General features: G+C 65.7%; 23 protein-coding genes. 14 read left to right on the plus strand and 9 right to left on the minus strand.

The features are described from left to right. Positions 1 to 37: 37 nt before the first annotated feature. The 3 genes from atpD to glmU all read left to right on the plus strand — a co-directional run bounded on the left by atpD (position 38) and on the right by glmU (position 3,477). Positions 38 to 1,417, plus strand: a complete 1,380-nt coding sequence (atpD, locus tag DOM33_RS13185; protein WP_110669702.1) for a F0F1 ATP synthase subunit beta — start codon at positions 38 to 40, stop codon at positions 1,415 to 1,417. A 27-nt stretch (positions 1,418 to 1,444) separates the two neighbouring features. Continuing rightward, entirely contained in the window at positions 1,445 to 1,870 is a 426-nt protein-coding gene (locus DOM33_RS13190; protein WP_110669703.1) for a F0F1 ATP synthase subunit epsilon, read from the plus strand. A gap of 227 nt (positions 1,871 to 2,097) precedes the next feature. Then, positions 2,098 to 3,477: a bifunctional UDP-N-acetylglucosamine diphosphorylase/glucosamine-1-phosphate N-acetyltransferase GlmU gene (gene glmU / locus DOM33_RS13195; RefSeq protein ID WP_110669705.1), complete on the plus strand. Its 1,380-nt coding sequence runs from the start codon at positions 2,098 to 2,100 to the stop codon at positions 3,475 to 3,477. 433 nt (positions 3,478 to 3,910) lie between these two features. On the opposite strand, the gene DOM33_RS13200 is transcribed toward glmU, so the two are convergent. Next, positions 3,911 to 5,164 carry a DUF1615 domain-containing protein gene (locus DOM33_RS13200; protein ID WP_110669707.1) on the minus strand — a complete coding sequence of 418 codons (1,254 nt, stop codon included), beginning with the start codon at positions 5,162 to 5,164 and terminating at the stop codon, positions 3,911 to 3,913. Between the two features lie 50 nt (positions 5,165 to 5,214). On the opposite strand from DOM33_RS13200, the gene DOM33_RS13205 reads away from it, so the two are divergent. The 4 genes from DOM33_RS13205 (at position 5,215) to DOM33_RS13220 (ending at position 9,738) form a co-directional block, all read left to right on the plus strand. Further along, on the plus strand, positions 5,215 to 6,000 hold the full coding sequence (locus DOM33_RS13205; protein ID WP_110669709.1) for a DeoR/GlpR family DNA-binding transcription regulator: 786 nt from the start codon (positions 5,215 to 5,217) through the stop codon (positions 5,998 to 6,000). 23 nt (positions 6,001 to 6,023) lie between these two features. Then, positions 6,024 to 7,865: a glutamine--fructose-6-phosphate transaminase (isomerizing) gene (gene glmS, locus DOM33_RS13210; RefSeq protein ID WP_110669711.1), complete on the plus strand. Its 1,842-nt coding sequence runs from the start codon at positions 6,024 to 6,026 to the stop codon at positions 7,863 to 7,865. Between the two features lie 95 nt (positions 7,866 to 7,960). After that, entirely contained in the window at positions 7,961 to 8,335 is a 375-nt protein-coding gene (locus DOM33_RS13215) for a hypothetical protein (RefSeq protein WP_110669713.1), read from the plus strand. A gap of 113 nt (positions 8,336 to 8,448) precedes the next feature. After that, on the plus strand, positions 8,449 to 9,738 hold the full coding sequence (locus DOM33_RS13220) for an MFS transporter (protein WP_110669715.1): 1,290 nt from the start codon (positions 8,449 to 8,451) through the stop codon (positions 9,736 to 9,738). Positions 9,739 to 9,829: 91 nt separating this feature from the next. Here the strand turns inward: DOM33_RS13220 and DOM33_RS13225 are convergent, their stop codons facing one another. Beyond that, on the minus strand, positions 9,830 to 10,498 hold the full coding sequence (locus DOM33_RS13225) for a GntR family transcriptional regulator (protein WP_162617973.1): 669 nt from the start codon (positions 10,496 to 10,498) through the stop codon (positions 9,830 to 9,832). Between the two features lie 98 nt (positions 10,499 to 10,596). After that, complete coding sequence (locus tag DOM33_RS13230; protein ID WP_110669718.1) at positions 10,597 to 11,772, minus strand: alpha-hydroxy acid oxidase; 1,176 nt, start codon at positions 11,770 to 11,772, stop codon at positions 10,597 to 10,599. Positions 11,773 to 12,181: 409 nt separating this feature from the next. Here DOM33_RS13230 and DOM33_RS13235 point away from each other — a divergent pair, with 409 nt between their 5' ends. After that, positions 12,182 to 13,255: a GlxA family transcriptional regulator gene (locus DOM33_RS13235; RefSeq protein WP_110669720.1), complete on the plus strand. Its 1,074-nt coding sequence runs from the start codon at positions 12,182 to 12,184 to the stop codon at positions 13,253 to 13,255. A gap of 56 nt (positions 13,256 to 13,311) precedes the next feature. Here the strand turns inward: DOM33_RS13235 and DOM33_RS13240 are convergent, their stop codons facing one another. The 4 genes from DOM33_RS13240 to DOM33_RS13255 form a co-directional block, all read right to left on the minus strand. After that, positions 13,312 to 14,109 carry a metal ABC transporter permease gene (locus DOM33_RS13240; protein WP_110669721.1) on the minus strand — a complete coding sequence of 266 codons (798 nt, stop codon included), beginning with the start codon at positions 14,107 to 14,109 and terminating at the stop codon, positions 13,312 to 13,314. Between the two features lie 83 nt (positions 14,110 to 14,192). Further along, entirely contained in the window at positions 14,193 to 14,999 is an 807-nt protein-coding gene (locus tag DOM33_RS13245) for a metal ABC transporter ATP-binding protein (protein WP_162617974.1), read from the minus strand. Continuing rightward, the gene (locus DOM33_RS13250) at positions 14,992 to 15,888 is read right to left on the minus strand and encodes a metal ABC transporter solute-binding protein, Zn/Mn family (RefSeq protein WP_110669724.1); all 897 of its coding nucleotides are present in this window, start codon (positions 15,886 to 15,888) and stop codon (positions 14,992 to 14,994) included. Before DOM33_RS13250 ends, DOM33_RS13245 begins: the two co-directional genes overlap by 8 nt. A 143-nt stretch (positions 15,889 to 16,031) precedes the next feature. Then, complete coding sequence (locus DOM33_RS13255; RefSeq protein ID WP_110669726.1) at positions 16,032 to 16,964, minus strand: oxidoreductase; 933 nt, start codon at positions 16,962 to 16,964, stop codon at positions 16,032 to 16,034. 196 nt (positions 16,965 to 17,160) lie between these two features. Between DOM33_RS13255 and DOM33_RS13260 the strand changes: the two genes are divergently transcribed. Then, positions 17,161 to 17,706: an HdeD family acid-resistance protein gene (locus DOM33_RS13260; protein ID WP_110669728.1), complete on the plus strand. Its 546-nt coding sequence runs from the start codon at positions 17,161 to 17,163 to the stop codon at positions 17,704 to 17,706. A 29-nt stretch (positions 17,707 to 17,735) separates the two neighbouring features. Here DOM33_RS13260 and mltA read toward each other — a convergent pair whose 3' ends face one another. Further along, on the minus strand, positions 17,736 to 18,863 hold the full coding sequence (mltA, locus tag DOM33_RS13265) for a murein transglycosylase A (protein ID WP_110670294.1): 1,128 nt from the start codon (positions 18,861 to 18,863) through the stop codon (positions 17,736 to 17,738). 201 nt (positions 18,864 to 19,064) lie between these two features. Here mltA and pdxY point away from each other — a divergent pair, with 201 nt between their 5' ends. The 4 genes from pdxY (at position 19,065) to DOM33_RS13285 (ending at position 23,325) form a co-directional block, all read left to right on the plus strand. Continuing rightward, the gene (gene pdxY, locus DOM33_RS13270; protein WP_110669730.1) at positions 19,065 to 19,937 is read left to right on the plus strand and encodes a pyridoxal kinase PdxY; all 873 of its coding nucleotides are present in this window, start codon (positions 19,065 to 19,067) and stop codon (positions 19,935 to 19,937) included. Between the two features lie 44 nt (positions 19,938 to 19,981). Beyond that, positions 19,982 to 20,812: a DUF72 domain-containing protein gene (locus DOM33_RS13275; protein WP_110670296.1), complete on the plus strand. Its 831-nt coding sequence runs from the start codon at positions 19,982 to 19,984 to the stop codon at positions 20,810 to 20,812. A 197-nt stretch (positions 20,813 to 21,009) separates the two neighbouring features. Continuing rightward, complete coding sequence (locus DOM33_RS13280) at positions 21,010 to 21,555, plus strand: hypothetical protein (RefSeq protein WP_110669733.1); 546 nt, start codon at positions 21,010 to 21,012, stop codon at positions 21,553 to 21,555. A 423-nt stretch (positions 21,556 to 21,978) separates the two neighbouring features. Beyond that, entirely contained in the window at positions 21,979 to 23,325 is a 1,347-nt protein-coding gene (locus tag DOM33_RS13285; protein WP_110669736.1) for a sodium-dependent transporter, read from the plus strand. Positions 23,326 to 23,463: 138 nt separating this feature from the next. On the opposite strand, the gene DOM33_RS13290 is transcribed toward DOM33_RS13285, so the two are convergent. Then, positions 23,464 to 23,652 (minus strand): PA3496 family putative envelope integrity protein, encoded by a 189-nt coding sequence (locus DOM33_RS13290; protein WP_110669738.1) that lies wholly within the window; start codon positions 23,650 to 23,652, stop codon positions 23,464 to 23,466. 251 nt (positions 23,653 to 23,903) lie between these two features. Between DOM33_RS13290 and hexR the strand changes: the two genes are divergently transcribed. Beyond that, on the plus strand, positions 23,904 to 24,764 hold the full coding sequence (gene hexR / locus DOM33_RS13295; protein ID WP_110670298.1) for a transcriptional regulator HexR: 861 nt from the start codon (positions 23,904 to 23,906) through the stop codon (positions 24,762 to 24,764). Positions 24,765 to 24,917: the final 153 nt, after the last annotated feature.

Genomic DNA, 24,917 nt, shown 5'->3' on the forward strand with positions numbered 1-24,917 from the left:
CCAACAGGTTTCATTTGCAGGTTTACGAGGAACCACTATGAGCGGACGTATCGTACAAATCATCGGCGCGGTGGTTGACGTAGAGTTCCCGCGGGACGACGTGCCCAAGGTCTACGACGCGCTGACGGTCTCCGGCAAAGAGGCCGTTCTCGAAGTACAGCAGCAGCTCGGCGACGGCGTGGTACGCGCCATCGTCATGGGCTCCAGTGAAGGTCTCCAGCGCGGCATCGAGGTGGTCAACACCCAGGCGCCGATCTCCGTGCCGGTCGGCACGCAGACGCTGGGCCGCATCATGAACGTGCTCGGTCAGCCGATCGACGAAGCCGGCGACATCGGTGAAAACGTCGAGCGTATGCCGATTCACCGTCAGGCACCGACCTATGCCGAGCAGTCCGCCTCCAGCGAACTGCTCGAGACCGGCATCAAGGTCATCGACCTGGTCTGCCCGTTCGCCAAGGGCGGTAAGGTCGGCCTGTTCGGCGGCGCCGGTGTCGGCAAGACCGTCAACATGATGGAGCTGATCCGGAACATCGCTACCGAACACAGCGGCTACTCCGTGTTCGCCGGTGTCGGTGAGCGTACGCGTGAAGGTAACGACTTCTATCACGAGATGCAGGAGTCGAACGTCCTCGACAAGGTCGCACTCGTCTACGGTCAGATGAACGAGCCGCCGGGCAACCGTCTGCGCGTCGCCCTGACCGGCCTGACCATCGCCGAGAACTTCCGTGACGAAGGCCGCGACGTTCTGCTGTTCGTCGACAATATCTACCGCTACACGCTGGCAGGCACCGAGGTGTCGGCGCTGCTGGGCCGTATGCCGTCCGCGGTGGGTTACCAGCCGACGCTCGCCGAAGAGATGGGCGCCCTGCAGGAGCGCATCACCTCGACCAAGACCGGCTCGATCACCTCCGTGCAGGCCGTCTATGTGCCCGCGGATGACCTGACCGACCCGTCGCCGGCAACGACGTTTGCGCACCTTGACTCCACCGTGACGCTGGCGCGTTCGATCGCCGAGCTGGGTATCTATCCGGCGGTCGATCCGCTCGACTCCACCTCGCGTCAGCTCGACCCGCTGGTCGTCGGCGATGAGCACTACAACGTCGCTCGCGGCGTGCAGAACGTGCTTCAGCGCTACAAGGAGCTCAAGGACATCATCGCCATTCTGGGGATGGACGAACTCTCCGACGAAGACAAGCTGGCAGTGTCGCGAGCGCGTAAGATCCAGCGCTTCCTGTCGCAGCCGTTCTTCGTCGCCGAGATCTTCACCGGCGCGCCCGGCAAGTACGTGTCGCTCAAGGAGACCATTCGCGGTTTCCAGGGGATCCTCAACGGTGATTACGACGACATGCCGGAACAGGCCTTCTACATGGTCGGCACCATCGACGAAGCCGTCGAGAAAGCCAAGAGCATGAAGTAAGCCTGCAGACTCCCGGGAGATATCGCTATGGCCACATTTCAGTGTGACATCGTCAGTGCCGAGAAGGAGATCTTCTCGGGCAGCGTCGAGCAGCTCATCGCTGCCGGCGTGGCCGGCGATCTGGGTATCCTGCGCGGCCACGCGCCACTGCTGACCGAGCTCAAGCCCGGTCCGGTGCGCGTGGTTCAGGAAAACGGTGAAGAAGAGCTCTACTACGTCACCGGTGGCTTCCTCGAAGTACAGCCGGATATGGTCTCCGTGCTGGCGGATACCGCCACTCGCGCCAGCGATCTGGACGAGGCCGAGGCCGAGCAGGCCCGCCAGCACGCACTGGCCTCGCTCAACGACAAGCAGTCCGAGCTCGACTACACCCGTGCCGCCGCAGAGCTGGCCGAAGCCACCGCCCAGCTGCGGACGCTGCAGCAGATGCGCCGCAAGAGCGGTCGCGGCTGACGCGCGTCTTCGACGTTCGTCAGGCGATGGCGGCGTTCGGCAGGACCCGACCAAGGCGGCTCTTCGGAGCCGCCTTTTTCATGCCCGGTCGGTCAGCAAGATGTCGCGACGATCGGCTGTTCGCCGGTCGCGCGTCACGTTAGGCTCTGTATTTTGCGAGCGCTCGCCTGCGAAGAACCGCCGCCGTGCGAGCGCGCCTCTCTCAACGTTCGAATCGAGGACCCCCCATGTCACTGGACGTCGTGATCCTGGCCGCCGGTCAGGGAACCCGGATGCGCTCCAAGACCCCCAAGGTGCTGCATCCGCTCGCCGGCCGTCCGCTGGTGCGCCACGTCGTTGACACGGCACTATCGCTGGATGACGCCCGCGTTCACGTGGTCATCGGGCACGGCGGCGATAGCGTACGCAGCTCGCTGGAGACGGTGACCGGTGCCACGAATCTCTCGTTCTGCGAGCAGACCGAACAGAAGGGCACCGGTCACGCCGTGGCGCAGTCGCTCGAGGGTCTCGGTGACGGCAAGGTGCTGGTGCTTTACGGCGACGTGCCGCTGATCCAGACGAAGACCCTGCAGACGCTGCTCGACCACGTCGATGACGAGCACATGGCGCTGTTGACCGTGACGCTCGACGACCCCACCGGCTATGGCCGGATCGTTCGCGACGACAAGCGGGCGGTCACCGCCATCGTCGAGCACAAGGATGCCGACGCCGCGCAGCGCTACATCCGCGAGTGCAATACCGGCATCATGGCGATGACCAGCGCCCAGCTGAAGCGCTGGCTGCCCGCGCTCTCTGCCGACAACGCCCAGGGCGAGTACTACCTCACCGACGTGATCGCCATGGCGGCGGCGGACGGCGTCGAGGTCGACGCGAGCCAGCCGAGCTCGCCGGTGGAGGTGGAGGGCGTCAACGACCGCCGCCAGCTCGCCGCCCTCGAACGCGCCTACCAGCGGCGTCAGGCCGAGCACTTGATGAGCGCCGGCGTCGGTCTCGCCGACCCGGCTCGCTTCGATCTGCGCGGCGACGTCACCGTGGGCCGCGACATTCAGGTCGACGTCAACGTGATCCTCGAGGGCCAGGTGACCCTCGAAGACGACGTGATCATCGGCCCGAACTGCGTGATCAAGGACAGCGTCCTGCGCCGTGGCGCGGTGGTGAAAGCGAACAGCCATCTCGACGGCGTCGAGATGGGCGAAGAGAGCGACTGCGGTCCGTTCGCCCGGCTGCGCCCCGGCACTCGACTCGGCGCCCGCGCGCACGTCGGCAACTTCGTCGAGACCAAGAACGCCAACCTGGCTGACGGCGTGAAGGCGGGCCATCTCACCTATCTGGGGGATGCCGAGATCGGCGCCGGCACCAACATCGGGGCGGGGACCATCACCTGCAACTACGACGGCGCCAACAAGCACCGCACTCGCATCGGCGAGAACGTCTTCGTCGGTTCCAACACCGCCCTCGTCGCCCCGGTGACGGTCGGCCACGGCGCGACCATTGCCGCTGGCTCGACCATTACCCGTGAGGTGGCGGAGAGCGACCTGGCGATCGCCCGTAGCCGTCAGACCGCCAAGAGTGGCTGGCAGCGGCCAGTGAAGACGCCGAAGTCTTGATAGGTTCAGGCACTCGTTCGGGACTCGTTCGGTTCAGACGCGATCACGACTGACGAGGTCTGTAAGACCTATACGGTCGTTGTTGTGCGAGGGGCAGGCCCCTCGCGCTTCCTTCGGTTCGCGCCACGGACGCGATCAGCCCCGAGCCGATCTCCGTCTGCGTCTGGGGTCGGCGCAAGCATGCCCCTGCCGCCGCGCGCCGCTAGCGTTCTGCTTCGCTAGACATCCCGTCCCGCTTGCAGGGCCGGAGTCTGCCAGTCGCGGTCAGCTCGTTCGGCGAACCCGACATCACCCAGATGTCTGATTCGCCTCAACTCCATCGCTAGACCCGTTGCACCGAAGGCCGCACGGGTTAGCCCGGGAGGCGAACTCAGAGAGTTTCTTTCCCGCGACTGGCAACACTCGCCGTTCAGCCGTCTTCAAATAACCGACACTACCGCGCCATACACTGCTGCCAGCGATCCTCCACCCGATCGGCGAACCACGCCGTGGTCAGGTTGCGGGTGATCTTGGGACTCTCGAGGGTGATCCCCGGCAGGCGTGCCCGCGGCTGAGGTTCGCCCTCCTGACGATCCGCCAGTGCGAAGACCTTCTCGAAGAGGTCGGTCTGCTCGAAATCCAGAGCGTCCTCCTGCTCCAGCGCCTCGCGAATGTCGTCGTCATCCATCTCCAGCTGGCGTTTCAGCGTGCGTACCGCCAGCTCGGTCTGCCCGGGCTTGCGGGAACCCGGTATCGTCAGGTCGCCATCGAGGGCGAGCGGAATACCCGAGAGCCGACTGACCGCGGCCTGAAACGCTGCATCGCGGCTGGCGTACCAGCCGGCGTTGAAGTCGGCGAAGCGATAGATCGGCGCGTCGTAGGAAGCGGGGTAGCCGAGCAGGTGCGCGATGCCAAAGTAGATGCCGCCGCGGCGGGTGAACACCTCGTGGCGGACCGAGTCGTCGATCGGGTAGGGATAGCTCTCGGCGCTGTTGTCGAGCCCGAAGCGATCGTCGAGATAGTTCTGGGCGAACGCCACGCTCACCTGCATCGGCCCGCCCGTCTCCACCGGATTGAGGCTACCGAAGAGTTCCCGCCCCAGCGGCGCCATGCCGATGAAATCCTCGAAGATTTCGCTCATCTCCCGCTCGGTGGTCAGCGAATCGAGCCGCTCGTTGTAGGTCTCGCCGGTGGGGGATTCCAGATTCAGGCCCGCCTGCACCAGAAAGCCCGGCACGTGCAGCGCCTCGGCGCGGCGCTCGATCTCGTCACGCGCGATGCGCGACAGGCCGGGTACCACCGGGTCGCCGCTGTAGGTCGACTCCTGCTCGATCACGGCAAGCGTGGCGCAGAGATTCTCCCGCGTTGCCGGCAGGTCCTGCGCCGATAAAGCGACGGTGATATCCGTCGCCCACCCTTCACGGTCGCCGGCGCTGTCGGGAATCAACGAGACGAGTTCCTGCGTCACGCTCGCCGGGCGCCGTTCGAAACCGGGCTGCGGCGTCTGGGTGCTGCAGCCGGCGAGTAGCGCCAGCGGTAGTAGCGGTAGATAGCGATGTGAGGAAATGATCGTTCGCTCCTGGGTATGTACGGGGAGGGGGCGGCGCTCGGTGAGCGTCGGCTGTCCATAGCCTGAGTAAGAGGCTAGCTCAAACGCGGATCGCGCCCATCGATTGACGAGAAACGAAATATAGGTTTTGATTCGCATCTATTTTCTTTCGAATCGAAACTTTAAAAGCGGATTTCGAAACTTAATCCATGCCTAAACGCGATACGGCCCAGCGCCGCCACGCCATTCTCGCCTACGTCAACGCACACGGAGAGACGCCGGTCGAGCGGCTGGCGAGCCGCTTCGCCATCTCCGAAGTCACGGTGCGCAAGGATCTCAACACGCTGGAGCGCAGCGGGCTGCTGCTGCGCCGCTACGGCGGGGCGGCGCCGCTGCCCCAGGAGATGCTGACCGAGCCGGCGCAGGCGCTCTCGATCTACAAGCAGGCGATCGCCCGGGCGGCGCGAGCACGTATTCGCGAGCACAACCGCATCATCGTCGACAGCGGCACCACCACCGCTGCCCTGATCGGCGAGCTGGGTGGCCTGCGCGGGCTGGTGGTGATGACCAATTCGCTGGCCGTGGCCGGCGCGCTGCGCGAGCTCGAGTCCGAGCCGGCACTGCTGATGACCGGCGGTACCTGGGACCCGCACTCGGAGTCCTTTCAGGGCCAGGTCGCCGAGCAGGTGCTGCGCGCCTACGACTTCGATCAGCTCTTCGTTGGCGCCGACGGCATCGACCTCGACCGCGGCACTACCACCTACAACGAGCTCTTCGGCCTGACCCGAGTCATGGCCGAGGTCGCTCGCGAGGTGGTGGTCATGCTGGAGGCCGACAAGATCGGCCGCCGCATCCCCAATCTGGAACTGCCGTGGGGGCGCATCGACACCCTCGTCACCGACTGGCGGGTCGATACCGCCGCCGCCGCGGCCATCGAGGCCCAGGGCACGCGGCTCGTCGTCGCCTCCGAGCCCGCCGGCAGTACCGACGGCTAATCTTCTCTTCAAGGACATCGAACATGTGTGGAATCGTCGCCGCGCTGGCTGCGCGCAACGTGCAGGGCATCCTGCTGGAAGGACTCAAGCGCCTCGAGTATCGCGGCTATGACAGTGCAGGGATGGCGGTGCTGGAAAATGGAGTGCTCGAGAGACAGCGGGCCAACGGCAAGGTCGCCGCGCTCGAGGAGAAGCTCGATCAGCACGCGCTGGAAGGCAGCATCGGCATCGCCCATACCCGCTGGGCGACCCATGGCAAGCCCAGTGAAGTGAACGCTCACCCACACTTGGCGGGCGGGCGCGTGGCGATCGTCCACAACGGCATCATCGAGAACTTCGAGCCGCTCAAGCGCGAGCTCGAGGCCGACGGCGTGGTGTTCGAATCCGAGACCGATACCGAAGTCGTCGCCCATCTGATCGATCGCGCCTTCGCCGCAAGCCACGATCTGCTCGCCGCCGTGCAGTCGGTACTGGCCAGGATCGACGGCGCCTACGCGTTGGCGGTGATGCACGCCGACGCCCCGCGCGAGATCGTCGGCGCGCGCAAGGGCAGCCCGCTGGTGGTGGGCGCAGGGATCGGCGAGAACTTCCTCGCCTCCGACACGCTGGCGCTTTTGCAGGTCACCGACCGCTTCGTCTATCTGCAGGAGGGCGACGTGGTGCGCCTGTCGGATGCCCAGGGCATCGAGATCTTCGCCGGCGGCGAGCCGGCCGAGCGCGAGGTGCACACCTTCGAGCACGGCGACGGTGCCGCCAGCCGCGGCGAGTATCGCCACTTCATGCTCAAGGAGATCCATGAGCAGCCCAGCGTGATCGCCGCCACGCTGGCGGGGCGCCTCAGCGGCAGTCACGTGCTGGAGAGCAGTTTCGGCGTCGGCGCCAGGGCCCTGTTCGAGCGGGTCCGCCAGGTGCACATCATCGCCTGCGGCACCAGCTATCACGCCGGCATGGTGGCGCGGTACTGGCTGGAGAAGCTCGCCGGCATCCCGACCACGGTCGAGGTCGCCTCCGAGTATCGCTATCGCGAGGTGGTGGTGCCGGAAGATACGCTCTTCGTCACGCTCTCCCAGTCGGGGGAGACCGCCGATACGCTGGCGGCGCTGCGCTATGCGACGAGCCGAGAAGCGAACGGTGCCCGGGGCTATCTGGCGACGCTTGCCATCTGCAACGTGCCGGGCAGCTCGCTGACGCGGGAGTCCGATCTGTCGCTGATGACCCAGGCCGGCCCGGAGATCGGCGTCGCCTCGACCAAGGCGTTCACCACCCAGCTCGTCGCGCTGATGCTGCTGACGCTCTCGCTGCGGGGCACCCGGGGCGACGAGCGCGAGACGGCCCTGGTGCAGGCGCTGCGCGGTCTGCCGGCGCTGCTCGAACAGGCACTGGAGATGGACGGCCCCATCGCCGAGCTCTCCGAGGCGTTCGCCGAGAAGCATCACGCACTGTTTTTGGGGCGCGGAACGCAGTTTCCGATCGCGCTGGAAGGGGCGTTGAAGCTCAAGGAGATCTCCTATATCCACGCCGAGGCCTATCCTGCCGGCGAGCTCAAGCATGGCCCGCTGGCGCTGGTGGATGCCGACATGCCGGTGATCGCCGTCGCGCCCAACGACGAGCTGCTGGAGAAACTGAAATCCAATCTGCAGGAAGTGCGCGCCCGCGGCGGCGAGCTTTTCGTCTTCGCCGACGAAAGCGTGGCGCTGACCGCCGCCGACAACTTGCGCGTGCTCCACGTGCCGGCAGTGGACGAGTACCTCGCGCCCATCGTCTATACGCTGCCGCTGCAGCTGCTCTCCTATCACGTCGCTGTGCTCAAGGGCACCGACGTCGACCAGCCGCGCAACCTGGCCAAGAGCGTCACCGTCGAATGACACACGCGAAGTGAGCGCTCGCTGACCTTGCGAGCCTTAGACGTCGGCACCCAACCGAACGGCGAGGGTGCCATCAAATCTTTGAGAGGAACCCGATGAAAAGACGACTTCTCGGTGTGGCGCTGCTGGCGTGCACCCTGATGTCCGCGGCCACGGCGCTAGCGGAATCGCGGGCCCTATCGCAGCCGCCGCAAGCGACCCCGGCCGACTGTCCGGGCTGGGGCGAGTACGGTGAGACGATCATCGGCAAGCTGTGGGAACGGATCAGCCCCGCCGAGATCAATGCCGAGCTACCCACTGCCACCGCCGACGACGGTGACGACGCCAAAACGCAGGTGATCATCGCCCGGGGCGTGCTGGAAGATGCCAAGCAGATGATGCGCTATCGTCAGAACTACGACATCGCCAAGACTGACGTGATGTCGAGCTTCGGCCGCCAGATTCGCGAGAAGTGCGAGCGGGCGCAGTGAGCGAACGCCGCCGAGCGCCGTTCGGGCAGCGGCGATATCGTCTTGGGCCCACGGTCGGGCCATGAGCGCGCCGCCGCTAGGGCCCAAGACGTTCGATCCAGAGTGGTGTAGCGATGGCTTCCGAAACCCCTGAGGGCGCTGCCGCGCCGCCGACGGTGAACCCCCGGCTGCTGCTGGTGAGCCAGCTGATCTTCAATGCCGGGTTCTATATGGTGCTGCCGTTTCTGGCCACGCACCTGCGCGACAATCTGGCGCTGGCGGGCGCGGCGGTCGGGCTGGTGCTCGGCGTGCGAACCTTCTCGCAGCAGGGGCTCTTCGTCTTCGGCGGCGCGCTCTCGGACGCGCTGGGGCCGCGACGCATCATCCTGCTGGGGTGCGTGGTGCGTACGGTGGGCTTTCTCGTTCTGGGCTTCGCCGATTCGCTCGTCCCGGTGCTGATCGGTGCCTGCCTCACCGGCGTGGGCGGTGCGCTGTTCTCGCCGGCGGTGTCGGCGCTGGTCGCATTGGCGGGCAGCGCCAGCGAGGCCCGCGGCGGGCCCTCGCGTTCGCAGCTCTTTGCCCGGCTGGCGGTGTGGAGCGAGTGCGGCGCCGTGCTCGGGCCTTTGCTCGGCGCACTTCTGCTGGGTGTCAGCTTCCAGATGGTATCGCTGGCCGGGACGCTGGTCTTCGTAGTCATGTTCGGGGTCTTTTATCGGGCGCTACCGAAAGGGATTGCGACGACACAGCGCGCCGATCGGGATCGTGAACGTACCGTCTGGTGGCGACCGCTGGGCGATAAACGCTTTCTCGCCTTCATCGCCGTCTACAGCACCGGGCTTCTGAGCTACAACCAGCTCTATCTGGCGCTACCGGTGGAGATCGAACGGGCGGGCGCGGAACCGGGGGCGCTGGCCGTCATGTTCATGGTGGTCTCGGCGCTGGTCATCGCGCTGCAGCTGCCCATCAACCGGCTCACGCGGCGCCTGGGGGCGGCGATCAGCCTGCCGCTGGGTTTTCTAATCGACGCGCTCGGGTTCGCCGTGGTCGCGCTGGTCGCCCCCGCCGCGCCCGCCGGCGGCTGGTGGGGGCTGGCCCCGGCGCTGGTGCTGGTCAGCGCGATCGCCGTGGCGAGAATGGTGGTCAATCCGGTGGCGATGGATCTGGTGCCCGCCTTCGCCGGCGACAGCCCGCTGGGCGTCTACTACGGCGCGCTCGCCTCGGCCGGCGGGGTCGCCGTACTGCTGGGTAATGCGCTGGTGGGCGATCTGCTCGACGCCGCGCTGATTCCCTCGCCGGCGGCGGCACTGCCCTGGTGGACGCTGGCGATACTGCCCGCGGTGAGCGCGCTCGCCTTCGTTGCGCTGCTGCGTTTCTCTTCCCTCGGCGAGCTGACGCGTCCGGCGGCGCGGGTCGAGGCGTCCTGAGCGCGCTCATCCGTGTCTGGATTGCGGCGTTCGACCGGGTCATGGGACGGAGCCGAGGGAACGACGGACGAACCTAGCCTCGACAGTCCGCCTAGCCCCGATAGTCCGCATAGTCGCTCGCGAGCTTCTCGATGTTCTTCGCCATGTACGCCAGGTGGTGGCGCATGGCCGCGTCGGCCGCCGCTTCGTCGTTGCGTACGATGGCATCGACGATGGCGGCATGCTCATCGATCAGCGCGGGCGCGCGCTGGGTCGACAGGAAGAGCGTTCTGGCTCGGTTGATGTGCAGCTGCACTGGATGCAGCATCTGCCAGACGCCGGGCTGGCCGGCGATCTCGGCGATTTGCTGGTGAAACGTCTCGTCGAGACGCTCCATCTCCTCGATCGCCCGCCCCTGGTTAACCACCAGCCGCTGGTGGTCGAGACTGTGTTCGAGCGCTGGGTGGTGCTCGATGTGGCAGCGTCTGGCGGCATCCCGCACCAGCGCGCATTCCAGCTCAGCGCGGGCGTAGTGCGCCGCGCTGACGACGTCCGGGCGAATGGGCGCCACGTAGGTGCCACGCTGGGCGAGGATGTCCACGAGACCGTCGTAGCGTAGCCGCATCAGCGCCTCGCGCACTGGGGTGCGGCTGATGCCGAACGCGTCCATCAGCGTTTTTTCGACGATTCGCTCACAGGGCTTCAGCGCCGTCGTGATGATCTGATCGCGAATCTTGAGATAGGCGTGGTCGCTGGCGAATCCTCGCGACGGGTCTGTCATGCAAGCACTGCCTCGCTGTCGGTCAGGGCCAATTCGTTCGATGATGCGCTTTTCATGCCTGGCGCGATCCTGGGGCATGGGAAGGCGAACGGAAACCGTCAATGGCCCTCGCGAAGGAAGGCATCATTCAGCTCCTGCAGGTGACGACAGCCCAGTAGACCGAGGTTGCGATCGAGCTCCGCCTGGAGCAGTCGCAGGGCGTGATCGACCCCGGGCTCGCCGCCGGCGCCGAGACCGTAGAGCGTCGCGCGCCCCAGCATGACGGCATCCGCCCCCAGCAGCCGGGCCTTGAGCACGTCGCTGCCGCGCCGGAAACCGCCGTCGAGCAGCAGGGTCATCTCGTCGCCTACGGCGGCACGCACCTCGCGCAGGATTTCCAGCGCGGAGACGGCGCCGTCCAGCTGCCGGCCGCCGTGGTTGGAGAGCACGATGCCGTCCATGCCCTCGGCGACCGCCTGACGGGCTTCTTCGACGCAGAGAATGCCCTTGATGAGCAGCTTGCCCGGCCAGCGCTCGCGCAGCCAGCGCATCTCCTTCCAGCTCAGCGACGGCATCAGGTGCTCACCGATGGCGGAGGCCGCGCCCTGAACCGAGTCGTCTCCCGGCGGCAAGAGATCGCCGAGGTTCTTGAAGGTGGGTATCCCGTCGGGATAGAGCACGTCCTTGATCCAGCTCGGTCGGGTCAGGGTATGCAGTTTGTTGTAGGTATCGAGCACCAGTGGGCGCGCGTAGTTGCGGGCATCCCACTCCCGGTTGCCGTAGATGGCGCTGTCCGTGGTGACGACCAGGGTGTCGTAACCCGCCGCGCGGCAGCGCTCGATCAGCGCCTCGACGTAGTCGCGATCGCGATAGAAGTAGATCTGCATCCAGTTCCAGCCCGACTCGACCGTTGCAATCTCCTCGAGGGAAGTGGTCGAGGCGTTGCTCAGGGTGAAGGGAATATCCTGCCGGGCCGCCGCCCGAGCCAGTTTCATGTCGCCGTCTTGGGTGATCATGCCGTTGAAGCCGGTGGGGCCGATGATCATGGGCATGGCGATCTCTCGGCCCAGCACCCGCGCCGTGAGTGAGCGCTGACTGACGTCGGTGAGCGTTCTCGGCGTGAAACGATAGCGATCGAACACCGCCCGGTTGTTGGCGAGACTCACTTCGTCGTCCGCGCCGCCGTGGATGTACTCGTAGACGAAGTTGGGCAGGCGGCGGCGAGCGATTTCGGCAAGCTCGTCGATGTTCTTCGCGCGATCGAAGCGCCGACGCCGGGGTAGGACTCTTTTCATGCCGTCTCCTGTTTCACGTGGTCTCTTGTTTCACGGCCAGGCGCTCGTCTGGCCAGTCATCGCCGCGACCCGAGCGATCCGGGGGGCGCGGCGGGGCGCCGCGTATCGGCAAATGCGCAGGGAGAACCGGGGTGCGAAATGCTGGCCTTGGCGACTGATATATTAGTATCGCCATGGTTCGCGACGTGAGAGACCTTGGTCGCATGGCGGTGATACCACGGCTTTCCGAGACGGGGCTTTAGCCACGCCATAGTCGGATGCGACGTCTGCTGTAGCGAATGCGATCTTGTGGCGCGGGCGCTATTGACCCGAGCGCAAGGCGCCGTGACGCTGCTCGCGGGGGCCGCCGGACATGCCGCAGTGCGAGCCTGAATCGTCCGTGCGCCTCGGCGTTGTTGCGAGAGAAGCCATGCGAGACTCCTTCGAAAGCGTTCTGAAGCACAAGAACATGACCCACCTGCGAAAGCGTGCGCCGAATGGCCGGTCGGGGGGGCGCCGAGCGGCGTTCGTGCTGCTCGACAACTTCTCGCTGATGGCCTTTACCGGGGCGGCGGACGCGCTGGTGACCGCCAATCTGATGGCGCCCTCGCCGCTGTACGACGTGAGCGTGGTCGGTGCCTCCGGGGCGCTGGTCACCAGCGACCTGGGGATCGCCATCGCCACTGACTGCTCGCTCGCCGATCTCGACGTCAGCCGTCAGGACATTCTCGTGGTCTGCGGCGGGTTTCGCGTGCCGCTCACGAGCAACCCGGCGCTCAGGGCCAAACTGCGCAGCGCCGATGCCCGGGGCGCGCTGCTGGGCGGGCTCTGGAACGGAGCGTTCTTTCTGGCCGAAGCCGGCCTGCTCGACGGCCACGACTGCGCGGTCCATCCCGACTCCCGCGCGACGCTGGCCGAACTCTTCCCCGCCGTAGGGCTATCGCATCGCTCCTACGTCGTCGAGCCCAGCCGAGTCACCTGTGCCGGCGCCAACAGCTCGCTGAGCATGATGCTCGACCTGATCCGCCACGACGGCGAAAGCGGGCTGGCAGAGGCGATCGACGAAGTCTTGAGCTGCGACAAGTCACGCGAACTGCTGGATGTCTCCGTGGTCGCCATCGACCGCAACCCGACGCTGCCGAATCCGCTCAAGACCGCGCTCTCGCTGATGCACAACCACATCGAGGAGCCGCTGGAAGTGGAGGCGATCGCCCGGCGCGCCGGTGTCTCCCGGCGCCAGCTCGAGCGGCTCTTTCGCCAGCACGTCAACGTCGGCCCGGCTCGCTACTATCTCGAACTGCGGCTGACCCACGCCCGTCAGCTGTTGCAGCAGACCAATCGCACCGCCACGGACATCGCCATTGCCAGCGGTTTCGTCAGCATCACCCACTTTCGCAACTGCTTCCGCGAGTTCTTCCACCTCACCCCCGGCGAGTTCCGTCGCCGCCAGGCCGGTCAGTCCGCCCTTCGCGACACCGCCCTCGGCATCGTTTCGAGCCAGTGAACGCTGTCCCGTGCCAGTCAGCGCTGTCTCGTGCGAGTCGGCGCCGCGGCGCTGCGTCACGCGAAGCGCCGGGTCAGACGGCTCAGCGCATAGCAGCCGAAACTCAGCGCACCGATGCACGACGACGCCGGCAGATTGGCGTAGTAGGAGAGCACCAGTCCGCCCAGTGACTGAGTGAGCGCAAGTGCCGCGGTGAGGGCGAGCCCCGCGCCGATTCGCGGACACCACGCCTGCGCCGCCGCGGCGGGTCCGATGAAGATGGCAAAGCTCAGCAGCGAGCCGATCACCGGCACCGCGATGGCCGCCGCCGCACCCACCAGCAGTAGAAAGAGCGTATCGATCGTCCTTACCGGGATACCACGGGCCCGTGCCGCCTCAGGGTTGAGACTGGCGAAGCGCAGCGGGCGAAAGAGCGTGGCGAGCCCCCCGAGCAGCACCAGGGAGACGACGACGATCCAGCGGATCTGGTCGGCATCGATGCCGAAGACGCTGCCGAAGAGAATCCCGATGGCCGCATTGGCGTTGGCGCTGTAGAGATTGATGAACAGCGCGCCGAGCCCCAGCGAGAACATCAGGATCATGCCCACGCTGATGTCGCGTTCGCCCATTTCGCGCCCCGTCAGGGCCATCACCAGCGCCGCTCCCATCACGAAGACGAGCAGCCCCAGCATCGGTTCCGCGCCGATCAACGAGGCGCCAGCGGCACCGGCAAAACCGATGTTGCTGAGCGCATGGGAGGCGAATGCCTGGCGACGGAGTACGACGAAATAGCCTACCAGCGAGCCCATCAGGGCGATGGCGGTAGTGGCGACGAAAGCGTGGCGCATGAAAGCGAACTGCAGAAATTCGGGCATGGGCGATCAACCGACGTGACACCGGCCGTCGTGCGGCCGGCCGAAAGAATATAGGCGTGAGGAGCGTGGATGCGCGTGACGTGCTAACCGGCCTCGGCCAGCGGCGAGGTCTGGCCACCCTCGAAGACGAAGCGCCGCCCGCTGTCGCGGATGACCCGCATCGGCGTGCCATAGAGCTCGCTCAGCGTTGCCTCGCAGAGGATCTCGTCGACGCGGCCGATACATCCGCGCCCATGCGCCAGATAGAGCACGCGATCGCAGGCACCGAGTACGGGATTGACGTCATGGGTGCTGAAGATCACCGCGATACCACGCTCGGTGAGACGCCTCGCCACCGAGACGACCCAGTCGCGCGCGGCGGGGTCGAGCTGAGAGAGCGGCTCGTCGAGCAAGATCAGGCGCGGACGGTTGACCAGCGCCTGGGCGATGAGCAGCCGCTGGCGCTGACCGCCGGAGAGCGTCGATAGCCGCCGGTCGGCGAGGTTCCCGGCACCGACGGTGTCGAGTGCGGCGTCCACCGCGTCGCGCGCCCGACGGCGTGCCCGGGGCAACGCCACGCCGAACCGGTGCGATTCGAATGCTGCGCTGACGAACTCACGGCCGACCAGCGCGTCGTCATGGGCGAATTGGGACGCCTGTGGCACGTAGGCGATCTGGCGCCGCATTCGTCGCGGCTTTTCGCCCATCACCCGCAGTACGCCGTTGCGCGGGGCGATCAGCCCCAGGATCGACTCGAACAGCGTGGTCTTGCCGGCCCCGTTGGGACCGACCAGCGCCGTGAAGCTCCCCGGCTCGATACGAAACGACAGTCCTGAGAGAGCCGGATCGCCGCCCTTGCCGACGGCGATGCCGCGTGCCTCTACCGCGGCCGATATCGGGTTGTCAGCCACGCTCGGCGCTGCCCTTGGCATCGTCCAGCGCCGTGTGGATCGCCTCGAGCTGACGAATCTGCCACTCGGCGTAGTTCTCGCCGTGCAGCGGAATCGCACTGACCCCGACCACTGGCAGACCGGCTTTCTCGGCGGTACCGACCTGGCTCTCGGTGAGCCGGTTGTGCACCTGCTGGTTGTAGATCAGCAGATCCACCGCGCGGGATTCGAGCGCCTGAGTGAAGGTCGCCACCTGGCGAGCGCTCGGCTGATGGTTGCCCATCGACGCGAACTGGATGTCGTGAAACCGGTCCTGATAGCCGAGCAGGTCGATCATGTAGCTGTAGACCGGAACGGTCGCGGTCACGCTGAGATTGGGGTAATCCGCGATCAGCGCCTGAACGGCAGCGTAGATCGGCGCCAGTTCTTGCTGGAAAGATGCCAGATTGTCGCGATAGTCCTCGGCGTTGTCGGGGTCGATGGCTTCGAGTGCCGAGGCGACGCGGCTCGCCGTCGCCAGCATGATGCGCGGTGAATAGAACAGATGCGGATTCTCGTCGGCCATGACCAAGTGGCTGCCCGCCTCGCTGGCCCGCACGACCCGGCGATCTTCACTGTCGGTGCTTTCGAGCAGCGGCTCCATCCAGCCGTCGAAGCCCAGGCCGTTCAATACCACGAGATCGGCCTGATGCAGATCTCTGGCGATCTGTGGATCGGCGCGAAAGGCATGCGGATTCACCTCGGGGCTATCGAGTAGCGAGATCACCTCGACGTGATCGCCGCCGAGGGTCTCGATCATGCTGGCGTAGCTGCTCTCGGCCGCTACGGCGTTTACCGTTGCCGAGGCCGGCTGTGTCATGAATGCGGCTGCGAACAGTAGCCCCAGCGTGGGAAGTCTTGGAAAGAACATGGGATGGGCCCGAAGCAATGAGTCAAAAATCAGCGGTTGAATATATACGTTATAACATAACAAAAAAAGAGGCAGGCTACATTCGCTGCCGTTCTCGATGGGCTTTCTTCGGTAGCTTGTTTTCCTCGACGCACCGACTCGGGCTAGCCCGCCGGCCACCTCGCCTCGGTAAGCTCGCAGGAGACGTCCCACAGCCGGTCTTCCACTGTACGATCCTGCGCCGACTGACTGCGGTGGGCGCGCTTCGGGGCTCCCTTGGTTTCGCTGAAACCATCCGGGCCGAAGTAATCGCCGTTGTCGACACCATCGCTAAGGGCGGCATGCAGGGTCGGTCGTGCCCCGGCGGCGGCGGACTGGCTCACCAGTGGCATCACCAGTTTGAAGACCTGCCCCACCAGCGCGCGGCTCTTGACGCCGGTGTCGAAGAGCGCGGTGCGCGAAAGCCCCGGGTGCGCCGCTGCGCTGAGCACGCCCCAGCCGTGTTTTTCGCTGCGTCGGGCGAGCGCTTGAGCGAACAGCAGCATCGCCAGTTTGGACTGGCGGTAGGCGCGCCACGGGTCGTAGCGGTGACTGGCATCCAGATCGTCGAAGTCGATGGCTGCGCTGCGATGGGCGAGACTCGACAGCTGTACCACCCGCGGGGCGCTGGCGGCCTGCAGCTGCGGCATCAGCAGGCTGGTGAGCAGGAAATGGCCCAGATAGTTGACCCCGAACTGACGCTCGACGCCGTCTTCGGTGCGCTCGCGCTGTGGCAGCGCCATGATGCCGGCGTTGTTGATCAGCCGATCGAGCACGGTGTCTTCACGGCGAAACGTCTCGGCGAATTCGCGGACCGAGGCGAGGCTGTCCAGGTCGAGCAGCGCGAAGCGCACCTCGGCCCCAGGGTGCTGCCGGCGGATCGCCTGACAGGCGAGCTTGCCCTTCTCCGGGTTGCGCCCGGCCACGACGACTCGGTAGCCCGCCCCGACGAGCCCCTTGGCGGTTTCGAGGCCGAGCCCGGCGGTGGCGCCGGTGACCACCGCGAGCGGCGTGTGGGACGGCTGGAATGAGTGGGTGACTTCGTCCGGTATCGGCATCGCGACGCTCCGTTGTGACAGGGCCTTTTTGACACGACCGTTTCGGTATGGCGGTTTTGAATGGGCCGCGCGCACGACGGCGGCGCGTGCGGCGCTCGGGATCTATGGTGAATGACGCACCGACACGGTGGCGTGGCGAAAAACGCCCGCCTTCCCGTGTCGAAACAAGATAGCCGAACGACGAGGAGGGCGACGAATGGCGACGAGAAGTCTGATCGGGCGCAGTTGGGGAATGTTGCTGGCGTTCGGCGTGATCGCCGTGATCTTCGGGCTGATCGCGATCTTTCGCCCGTTGGGGGCGATCGCCGCGCTCACCTGGATCATGGGACTGCTGGCCCTGGCGGAGGGCGTGGCCACCCTCTACATGGTGGCAACGGACTACCGTGGCGCGGGTCGGCGCTGGCTGGTGGCCTACGGGGTGATTTCGCTGCTGTTCGGTCTGCTGGCGCTGTTCGACCCGCTCTCGCTGGCCAGCGCTTTACTGGTACTGGTGGGGCTCTGGTTGATCGTCGCCGGGGTCTACCGGCTGCTGCTGGGGCTCCGTCTTCGCCGCGGCGTACCCGGCGAGGGCTGGACCGTGCTCAGCGGCGTACTGGCGCTGGCGCTCGGTATTCTGCTGGTGGTGAGCCCGCTGAGCGGTCTGGTCGCCACCGCGTTCTGGATCGGCATCGTCGCGCTGCTCTACGGCGTCGTTCAGATCATCGCTGCGCTCCAGATGCGCCAACGCTCTGCCGGCGCCTGACAAGCACGCCGTACTCTCGAGTCCGTCGGCTACGGCTTCGGCATCAGTACCCACATCTCGCCGCGCTGCTTCATTCGGCTCGCCGCCTCGCCGGCGGCGTCGCCGTGACCCCAGTAGAAGTCGGCGCGCACCGCCCCTTTCACTGCGCTGCCGGTGTCCTGCGCCACCATCAGTCGCTGCAGCGGACGGTCGGAGAGCGGCTGAGTGGTGGAGAGAAACACCGGCGCCCCGAGCGGGATCTCGTCGGGGTCGACGGCGATGCTGCGCTCGGAGGTGAGCGGCACGCCGAGTGCTCCCACCGGCCCGCTGGTATCGGCGAGCGCCTCGCTGCCGGTCAGCTCGCGGAAGAACACCATGCGCGGATTGACGTTGAGCATCGACTCCACCTGACCGGGATGGCGGCGGGCCCAGTCGCGTACCCCGGCGAGCGTCGCCTGTGCCGGGGTGATCTCGCCGCGCTCGATCAGGCGCTTGGCGAAGGACTCGAACGGCTGATTGTTGGTTCCGGCGTAGGCGACGCGCATGGTGCTGCCGTCGGTCATTTCGATGCGCCCGGAGCCCTGAATCTGCAGGTAGGCCGCCTCCACCGGGTCGTCCACCCAGACCAGTTCGGTGCCGTCGAGATCGCCGCTGCGCATCAACTCCGCGCGAGTGGGGCCGACATGGGTGTGGCGCTTCCAGTAGCGCGGATAGCGGTAGAGCGGCGTCTGATAGGGACCGCCACGCACCCGCGAGCCGCGCAGGATCGGCTCGTAGTAGCCGGTGATCAGCCCGGTAGCGCTGCCGTCGTCGTTGGTGACCTGGTAGGGAACGAAACGGCTCTCGAAGAAGTGCTGGATGTCGCTGGCGTTGAGGGGGTCGACCTGGACGGCGTCGGCGCAGACGTTGCGCCACAGCGGCTTGCGCTCGAGTCGCGAGCAGCTCTCGCGAAAGGCGCTCCAGGCCGCCATCGGCTGATCCCGGTTCCAGCCCGGCAGGTGGCCCCAATGGGTCGGACGCGCGGTTCGTTCCACCTGCGCTTCGGGCGTGCCGCTCGGCGCCGGGGCCACCCTCGGCGCGCTGGAGCAGCCCGCCACGAGCAGGGCCAGAAAGGCACAGACCAGCAGCGAAAGAGAGGACGACGGCGACGGGCGCTTGAGCGAGGCGCTTGAAGGCATGCAGATTCGATCCTTGAACGTGATGCGATGACGACGGCCCATGACAGGAAGGGCGCGCAAAGACCTGCGGGAGGATATCCCCGGCGTGTGATGGCGTCGAGCCGGCCCATCATCCATCACATCGACTGCGACCTTGCGCTGCAAGTTCCGCGGTCCGCGCATTACACTGGGGGTTTTCCCGTTTCGCGGCAGGAGCGCTTCATGACCCACGTTATCTCCATTCAGAGCCACGTCGCCTATGGCTACGTCGGCAACCGCGCCGCCGTGTTTCCGCTCCAGCGTCTGGGACTCGAAGTCACTGCCATCAACACCGTGCAGTTCTCCAACCACACCGGTTATGGCGCCTTCACCGGCGACGTCTTCAGCCCCGAGCATCTGAGAAACGTGCTCGACGGCGTCGAATCCCTCGTCGGGCTCGGCAGCGTGAACGCCGTGCTCTCCGGATACATGGGCGACGAAGGCATCGGCCGCGCCGTGCTGGATAGCGTCGATCGCGTCAAGCAGGCCAACCCGCAGGCGCTCTATTGCTGCGACCCGGTGATGGGCGACGTCGGTCGCGGCTTCTTCGTGCGCGAAGGTATTCCCGAATGGATGCGCGATCACGCCGTCTCGCGGGCGGACATCGTCACCCCCAACCAGTTCGAGCTCGGCTTTCTCGCCGGGCGTGAGGTGAAAACGCTGGAAGACGCCCTCGCCGCCACCCGGGCGCTGCGCGCCAAGGGGCCTAAGGTCGTGCTGGTGACGTCGCTCGAGCTCGAAGGCGAAGAGGACGACCATATCGGCATGCTGGTCGACGCGCCTTCCGGGGCCTGGCGGATCGCCACGCCCCGAATTCAGTTCGTGATTCCGCCCAACGGCGCCGGCGACTTCACCGCCGCGATGTTCCTCGCCCATAGCCTGCGAGCCGGCATCACCGACGAGGGGCCCGTGCGTGCCTTGGAGCAGACCGCCGCCGCCGTGCAGATGCTCTTCGAGCACACCCGCCGTGCCGGCACTCGAGAACTGGCCATGATCGCCGCGCAGCAGGACATCGTCTCGCCCACGGTGACGCTGCACGCCGAAAAAGTGCGCTGACAGTGACGCTGAACGACGACCCCGCGCCGCCGTTCTATCTCGGCATGGCGATGTGGGCCAACGCCGACTGGCGCGGCACCCTGTTGCCCGCCCACGGCGACGTGAACCTTGCCGACTACGCCGGCGTCTTCAACGCGGTAGAGGGCAACACCACCTTCTACAGCGGCGCGCCCAAGGCGGAGACCGTCGCCGCCTGGTCGGAGCAGGCGCCCGCAAGCTTCCGGTTCTGCTTCAAGCTGCCCGGTGAGCTGACCCACCGCAAGCGCCTGCGCGACATCGATGAGGACTTCACCCAGTTCATTCAGCGTCTGGCGCCGCTGCACGACCGGCTCGGGCCGCTGATGGTCCAGCTGCCGCGGGATTTCGGCCACGCCGAGCTGCCCGCATTGGAGCGATTGTTCACTCACTGGCCCAGCGGTATTCCCTGCGGGGTCGAGGTGCGAGACCCGCAATTTTTCCACAAAGGGGCTGCCGAGCAGGCATTCAACCGCTTGTTGATAAGTCAAGAGTCGAATCGCGTCATGCTCGACGTTCGGGCTCTTTTCTCCACCCCCGCGGGTCTTGACAAAAAGCTTGCTGTGGCTCAGGACGAAAAGCCCAAGGTCCCGTTACACGTGCTCTCCACGGCGGTCAACCCGGTGATTCGCTTTATCGGACACTTCGATGATGCCATCAATCAGGCCCGTTTCGCGCCCTGGATAGAACGTCTCATCCTGTGGATAAAACAGGGGAAAAGACCTTTTCTCTTTGTGCATACGCCGGACAATCGCCAGGCCCCGGAATTGGCTCAGAGCTTCTATCGACAGCTCGCCGAGCGCATCGAACTGCCGTCACTCGCCGCGTTCCCGGGGGAGCGACAGGAATCGCTGTTTTAGCGATCGCTGAAACGGGCTGTTGATAGTTTGCCTGGCGCTCATCGCCGAGTCGGCGTGCCAATTCATCCCGTGGCGTCGTTGAGAATCAGGCATAACCGACCACATCTCGAAATTCCCGGCGACCTGCGTCAACCTGCCACTCTGGCTGCCGGTGCTGGTAGCCAATCCCACTACGCTTGAACAACCGAGGAGTGACGATGGATTGGCTGACCTTCATTTCGAGTCTCGTTCGATCGCTCGCCTGGCCGGTGTTCGCGCTGATTCTCGCGCTGCTCTTCAAGGATCAGATCCTGCAGTTCGCCTCGTTCATCAAGAAGCTGCGGGCCGGGCCCATCGAAGCGGAGTTCGAGCACGACCTCGAACGGCTACGCTCGCTCTCGCCGGCTCGAAACGAGTTCGCCGGAGTGCGAGCGGGTGAGGTGGTGGAAACGCGCCTGCTCACCGAGCTTGCCGAACGCCACCCTCGCACGGCCATTCTGGAGGCATGGACTCGGCTGGAGCGTGCGGCTCGAGCCGCGCTACCGCGGCAAGATAGCGAGAATGGGGTACCGGGCGAGGTGTCTGCAGCTCGGTTACCGGAGCCGCTGATTCGAGCGGGGCGGATCGATCAGCCGCAGGTGACGCTCTATCACGAGCTTCGGCGGCTGCATCGTGAGGTGGCCCGCCATCTCGAGCCGACCCAAGAAGCGGCGCGGACCTACGTCGAGCTGGCTGGTGCGCTGCAGGCGCGTCTGGAACGGTAAGACCCGTCCGTAATGTCTTTCGTTGCTCCTCTGGGCCGACCTCGCACCATTCGGCGCGCCAATGGCTTGGATTATCCACCCCCTCATGCTCGCCGATTGATCCAGAGTTTTGGGTGTTTCGGTGGCGAGGTCGTGGGCTTCGGACATGGCATCAAGGGCTGAAGGATCGCGAAAACGGCATTCGCACTCGGCTGCGCGAGCGGTAGAGATACTGCGTCACGATGCTCGAGTAGTGAGAAAATTCACGAAATGCATGAATGGCAGCGCGATCCTCCAAGGTGATGCCTTTTTCGCCTCGCAGCGCGGAAGGCAAGAAAATGAGTCGTTATAATCCGCCGCGGTAAAGAACGCAGATACGGCTGCGAGAGGGCGCGACAGCACGCGTGCTCCACTCTCCGACAACACAATAGTGACGGTGAATCAATGGCGAACAAGACGCATACCCACGCTCAGTGGTCGTCGCGCACGGCGTTCGTGCTGGCAGCGACGGGCTCGGCGGTCGGGCTTGGCAACATCTGGAAATTTCCCTACATGGTGGGCGAGAGCGGCGGCGCGGTCTTCGTGCTGGTCTATCTCTGCTGTATCGCGCTGATCGGGCTGCCGATTCTGGTCTCCGAGTGGCTGGTGGGCCGCCGGGGACAGTCGAATCCGATCAACTCGATGCTCAAGGTGAGCCGCGACGCGGGCCGCTCGCCGGCCTGGGCGCTGGTGGGGCTGGCCGGGGTGCTGGGCTCGTTTCTGATCCTCTCGTTCTACAGCGTGGTGGGCGGCTGGTCGCTCAACTACACCTGGGGCTCGGCAACCGGCGGGCTCGGTGATTCGGCGGGCGTGGGTATCGGCGACTACTTCGGTGCACTGCTGAAACAGCCGTGGACGCTCTTCGGCTGGCACACGCTGTTCATGGTGGTGACTTTCGCCATCGTCGCCTGCGGTGTGAAAGGCGGGCTCGAGCGGGCCGCCAAGTGGCTGATGCCGCTGCTGATCGTGGCCCTGGTCGTGCTGATCGGCTACGGCATGACCACCGATGGCTTCGGCCAAGCCGCCAGCTTCATGTTCTCGCCGGACTGGAGCAAGCTCGACGGTGGTGTGGTGCTGGCCGCGCTGGGTCATGCCTTCTTCACGCTCTCGCTGGGCATGGGCATCATGATGGCCTACGGCTCCTACCTCGGGCAGGACGTCGATCTGATCAAGACGGCGCGCACCGTGGTGATTCTGGATACGGTGATCGCACTGGCCGCCGGCATGGCGATCTTCCCGGTGGTCTTCGCCAACGGTCAGGACGCCGGCTCCGGACCGGGACTGATCTTCGCCACGCTGCCGGTCGCCTTCGCCGACATGCCGGCAGGCGCGCTCTTCGGCACGGTCTTCTTCGCGCTGCTGACCATTGCTGCGCTGACCTCGGCGATCTCGCTGCTGGAGCCGGTCACCGAGTTTCTGGAAGAGCGCACGCCGCTGCCGCGCCTGGGGGCGGCGCTGGTGGCAGCACTCGCCGCCTGGACGCTGGGTATCGCGGCGCTGCTGTCGTTCAACCTCTGGTCGGGCTTCACGCCGTTCGGGCTCGGCGTCTTCGACCTGCTCGATACGCTGACCGCCAAGTTCATGCTGCCGCTGACCGGGCTTGGTGCGATCGTCTTCGTCGGCTGGTTCCTGAAGGGCGAAGGGGTCAAGCGCGAGCTGGGGCTTGGCGAGACCGGTCACGTGATCTGGCGAATCGTGTCGCGCTTCGTCGCGCCGATCGGGGTGATCGTGGTGTTCGTCACGAGCCTCTGAGGCAGCAGCGGTACGCCCAGCGGCCACGTTTGGGCCACCACTGCCGATCGAAAAACGACCGCGCCGGCGTCAGCCGGCGCGGTCGTTGCGTTTGGCAGTGCATATCGTTCGGTCGTTCGGTCGAGGCGGGGAAGTCTTTCAGCCAGGGAGTTCGGCGATCTCTCGTGACAGCCGATGGGATTCCTGGCGGCGCTCGATGCCACGGCGGGCCTCGAGATAGCGTATGGCGGCGTGGCGTTTGCGCTGCTCGTGAGCGTCGGCTTCCAGATGCATGAAAATGTCGAAGATTTCGCTTTTCAGCGTGTGAAGATCGTCAATCGAGTGCATTGATGGAATCTCCCGGCGTGCTCGGTTCCGTCGAATGGGTCCGACCTAGATACTATATCCCGCTTTACAGACGTGTGAACGCAGCGGCGAAAGGGGCATTTATTCGTCGCCGAAGGCGAGCACGGGCGAGCTTTTTCATACTCGAGGGTGGGGGGCGCACGTGTCCGGGCCGGCGGGAGTCGGGCATAATCGGCGCCCCGATAGCCATGATCGACCGCGAGGACGCCCATGTCGCGACACGAGAATTCGTCATGAACCGCTCGCTCTTCGATGAGCTACGCGTGCATATGGATCAGCTTCGCCGCTCCGAGCAGAAGGTGGCACGCTTCGTGCTGCGTCATCCGGAAGAGGTCATTCTGATGCGGATCACCGATCTGGCCAGCGAAGCGCAGGTCAGCGAGCCCACGGTGATCCGCTTCTGCCGGGCGATGAACATGGCGGGCTTTCAGGAGTTCAAGTTGAAGCTCGCCCAGATGATGGCGAAGGGCAGCCAGTACGCGCAGTTCAGCGTGAATGACGGCGAGAGCGTGGCGGCGTTCTCCCACGGCATCTTCGACAGCACCATCGACACCCTCGCCCAGGTGCGCGACCGCCTCGACAATGACGCGCTGGGTCAGGCGATCGCGGCGCTGGTGGTGGCCAACCGCGTGGAGTTCTACGGCTACGGTGCCTCGGGGATCGTTGCCGCCGACGCCCAGCACAAGTTCTTCCGCCTGCAGATCCAGTCCGCTGCCCACAGCGACCCGCACATGCAGACGATGTCCGCCGCCACGCTGAAGGCCGGCGACGTCGTGGTGGCGATCTCTCAGACCGGGCGCACCCGGGCGCTGGTCTCCAGCGCCAAGACGGCGGTCAAGGCCGGGGCCACCGTGATCGGGCTCTGCCCCAGCGACTCGCCGCTCTCCCGCGAAGTGACGCTGACGCTGCCGGTGGACGTCCAGGAGGACACCGAGATCTATATCCCCATGACCTCGCGTATCGCGCATCTGCTGACCATCGACGTGCTCGCGGTGGGGGTCGCCAAGAACCGCGGGCCGCAGATCAGCGGCCAGTTGAAGGCGATCAAGAAGAGCCTGGGCGCGCTTCGGGTATCCGGCAACGGCCCGAACTGAGCCGCGACGACGATCGAAGAAGCGCCGGCCGCGACCGGCGCTTTTTTTGGCTCTCGAGTACTGTATATATAGACAGTAATCGATGATCTGAGTGACACTGCTCGCTCGTCGAGTCTTCCGGATCGCCACCATGTCGCCACGCTATCGCTCTCA

Origin of the sequence: Salinicola halophilus (genome assembly GCF_003206155.1) — a bacterium.
Lineage (GTDB): Bacteria > Pseudomonadota > Gammaproteobacteria > Pseudomonadales > Halomonadaceae > Salinicola > Salinicola halophilus.

Excerpts from the sequence above, each read along its gene's own strand:
- DOM33_RS13225 (WP_162617973.1), bottom strand. The coding sequence starts at position 10,498 with ATGACAGACCCGTCGCGAGGATTCGCCAGCGACCACGCCTATCTCAAG.
- DOM33_RS13260 (WP_110669728.1), top strand. The coding sequence starts at position 17,161 with ATGGCGACGAGAAGTCTGATCGGGCGCAGTTGGGGAATGTTGCTGGCG.
- DOM33_RS13275 (WP_110670296.1), top strand. The coding sequence starts at position 19,982 with ATGGCGATGTGGGCCAACGCCGACTGGCGCGGCACCCTGTTGCCCGCC.
- DOM33_RS13190 (WP_110669703.1), top strand. The coding sequence starts at position 1,445 with ATGGCCACATTTCAGTGTGACATCGTCAGTGCCGAGAAGGAGATCTTC.
- pdxY (WP_110669730.1), top strand. The coding sequence starts at position 19,065 with ATGACCCACGTTATCTCCATTCAGAGCCACGTCGCCTATGGCTACGTC.
- DOM33_RS13205 (WP_110669709.1), top strand. The coding sequence starts at position 5,215 with ATGCCTAAACGCGATACGGCCCAGCGCCGCCACGCCATTCTCGCCTAC.
- DOM33_RS13285 (WP_110669736.1), top strand. The coding sequence starts at position 21,979 with ATGGCGAACAAGACGCATACCCACGCTCAGTGGTCGTCGCGCACGGCG.
- DOM33_RS13200 (WP_110669707.1), bottom strand. The coding sequence starts at position 5,164 with ATGCGAATCAAAACCTATATTTCGTTTCTCGTCAATCGATGGGCGCGA.
- DOM33_RS13220 (WP_110669715.1), top strand. The coding sequence starts at position 8,449 with ATGGCTTCCGAAACCCCTGAGGGCGCTGCCGCGCCGCCGACGGTGAAC.
- atpD (WP_110669702.1), top strand. The coding sequence starts at position 38 with ATGAGCGGACGTATCGTACAAATCATCGGCGCGGTGGTTGACGTAGAG.
- glmU (WP_110669705.1), top strand. The coding sequence starts at position 2,098 with ATGTCACTGGACGTCGTGATCCTGGCCGCCGGTCAGGGAACCCGGATG.
- glmS (WP_110669711.1), top strand. The coding sequence starts at position 6,024 with ATGTGTGGAATCGTCGCCGCGCTGGCTGCGCGCAACGTGCAGGGCATC.
- DOM33_RS13255 (WP_110669726.1), bottom strand. The coding sequence starts at position 16,964 with ATGCCGATACCGGACGAAGTCACCCACTCATTCCAGCCGTCCCACACG.
- DOM33_RS13250 (WP_110669724.1), bottom strand. The coding sequence starts at position 15,888 with ATGTTCTTTCCAAGACTTCCCACGCTGGGGCTACTGTTCGCAGCCGCA.
- DOM33_RS13215 (WP_110669713.1), top strand. The coding sequence starts at position 7,961 with ATGAAAAGACGACTTCTCGGTGTGGCGCTGCTGGCGTGCACCCTGATG.
- mltA (WP_110670294.1), bottom strand. The coding sequence starts at position 18,863 with ATGCCTTCAAGCGCCTCGCTCAAGCGCCCGTCGCCGTCGTCCTCTCTT.
- DOM33_RS13235 (WP_110669720.1), top strand. The coding sequence starts at position 12,182 with ATGCGAGACTCCTTCGAAAGCGTTCTGAAGCACAAGAACATGACCCAC.
- DOM33_RS13280 (WP_110669733.1), top strand. The coding sequence starts at position 21,010 with ATGGATTGGCTGACCTTCATTTCGAGTCTCGTTCGATCGCTCGCCTGG.
- hexR (WP_110670298.1), top strand. The coding sequence starts at position 23,904 with ATGAACCGCTCGCTCTTCGATGAGCTACGCGTGCATATGGATCAGCTT.
- DOM33_RS13230 (WP_110669718.1), bottom strand. The coding sequence starts at position 11,772 with ATGAAAAGAGTCCTACCCCGGCGTCGGCGCTTCGATCGCGCGAAGAAC.
- DOM33_RS13240 (WP_110669721.1), bottom strand. The coding sequence starts at position 14,109 with ATGCCCGAATTTCTGCAGTTCGCTTTCATGCGCCACGCTTTCGTCGCC.
- DOM33_RS13290 (WP_110669738.1), bottom strand. The coding sequence starts at position 23,652 with ATGCACTCGATTGACGATCTTCACACGCTGAAAAGCGAAATCTTCGAC.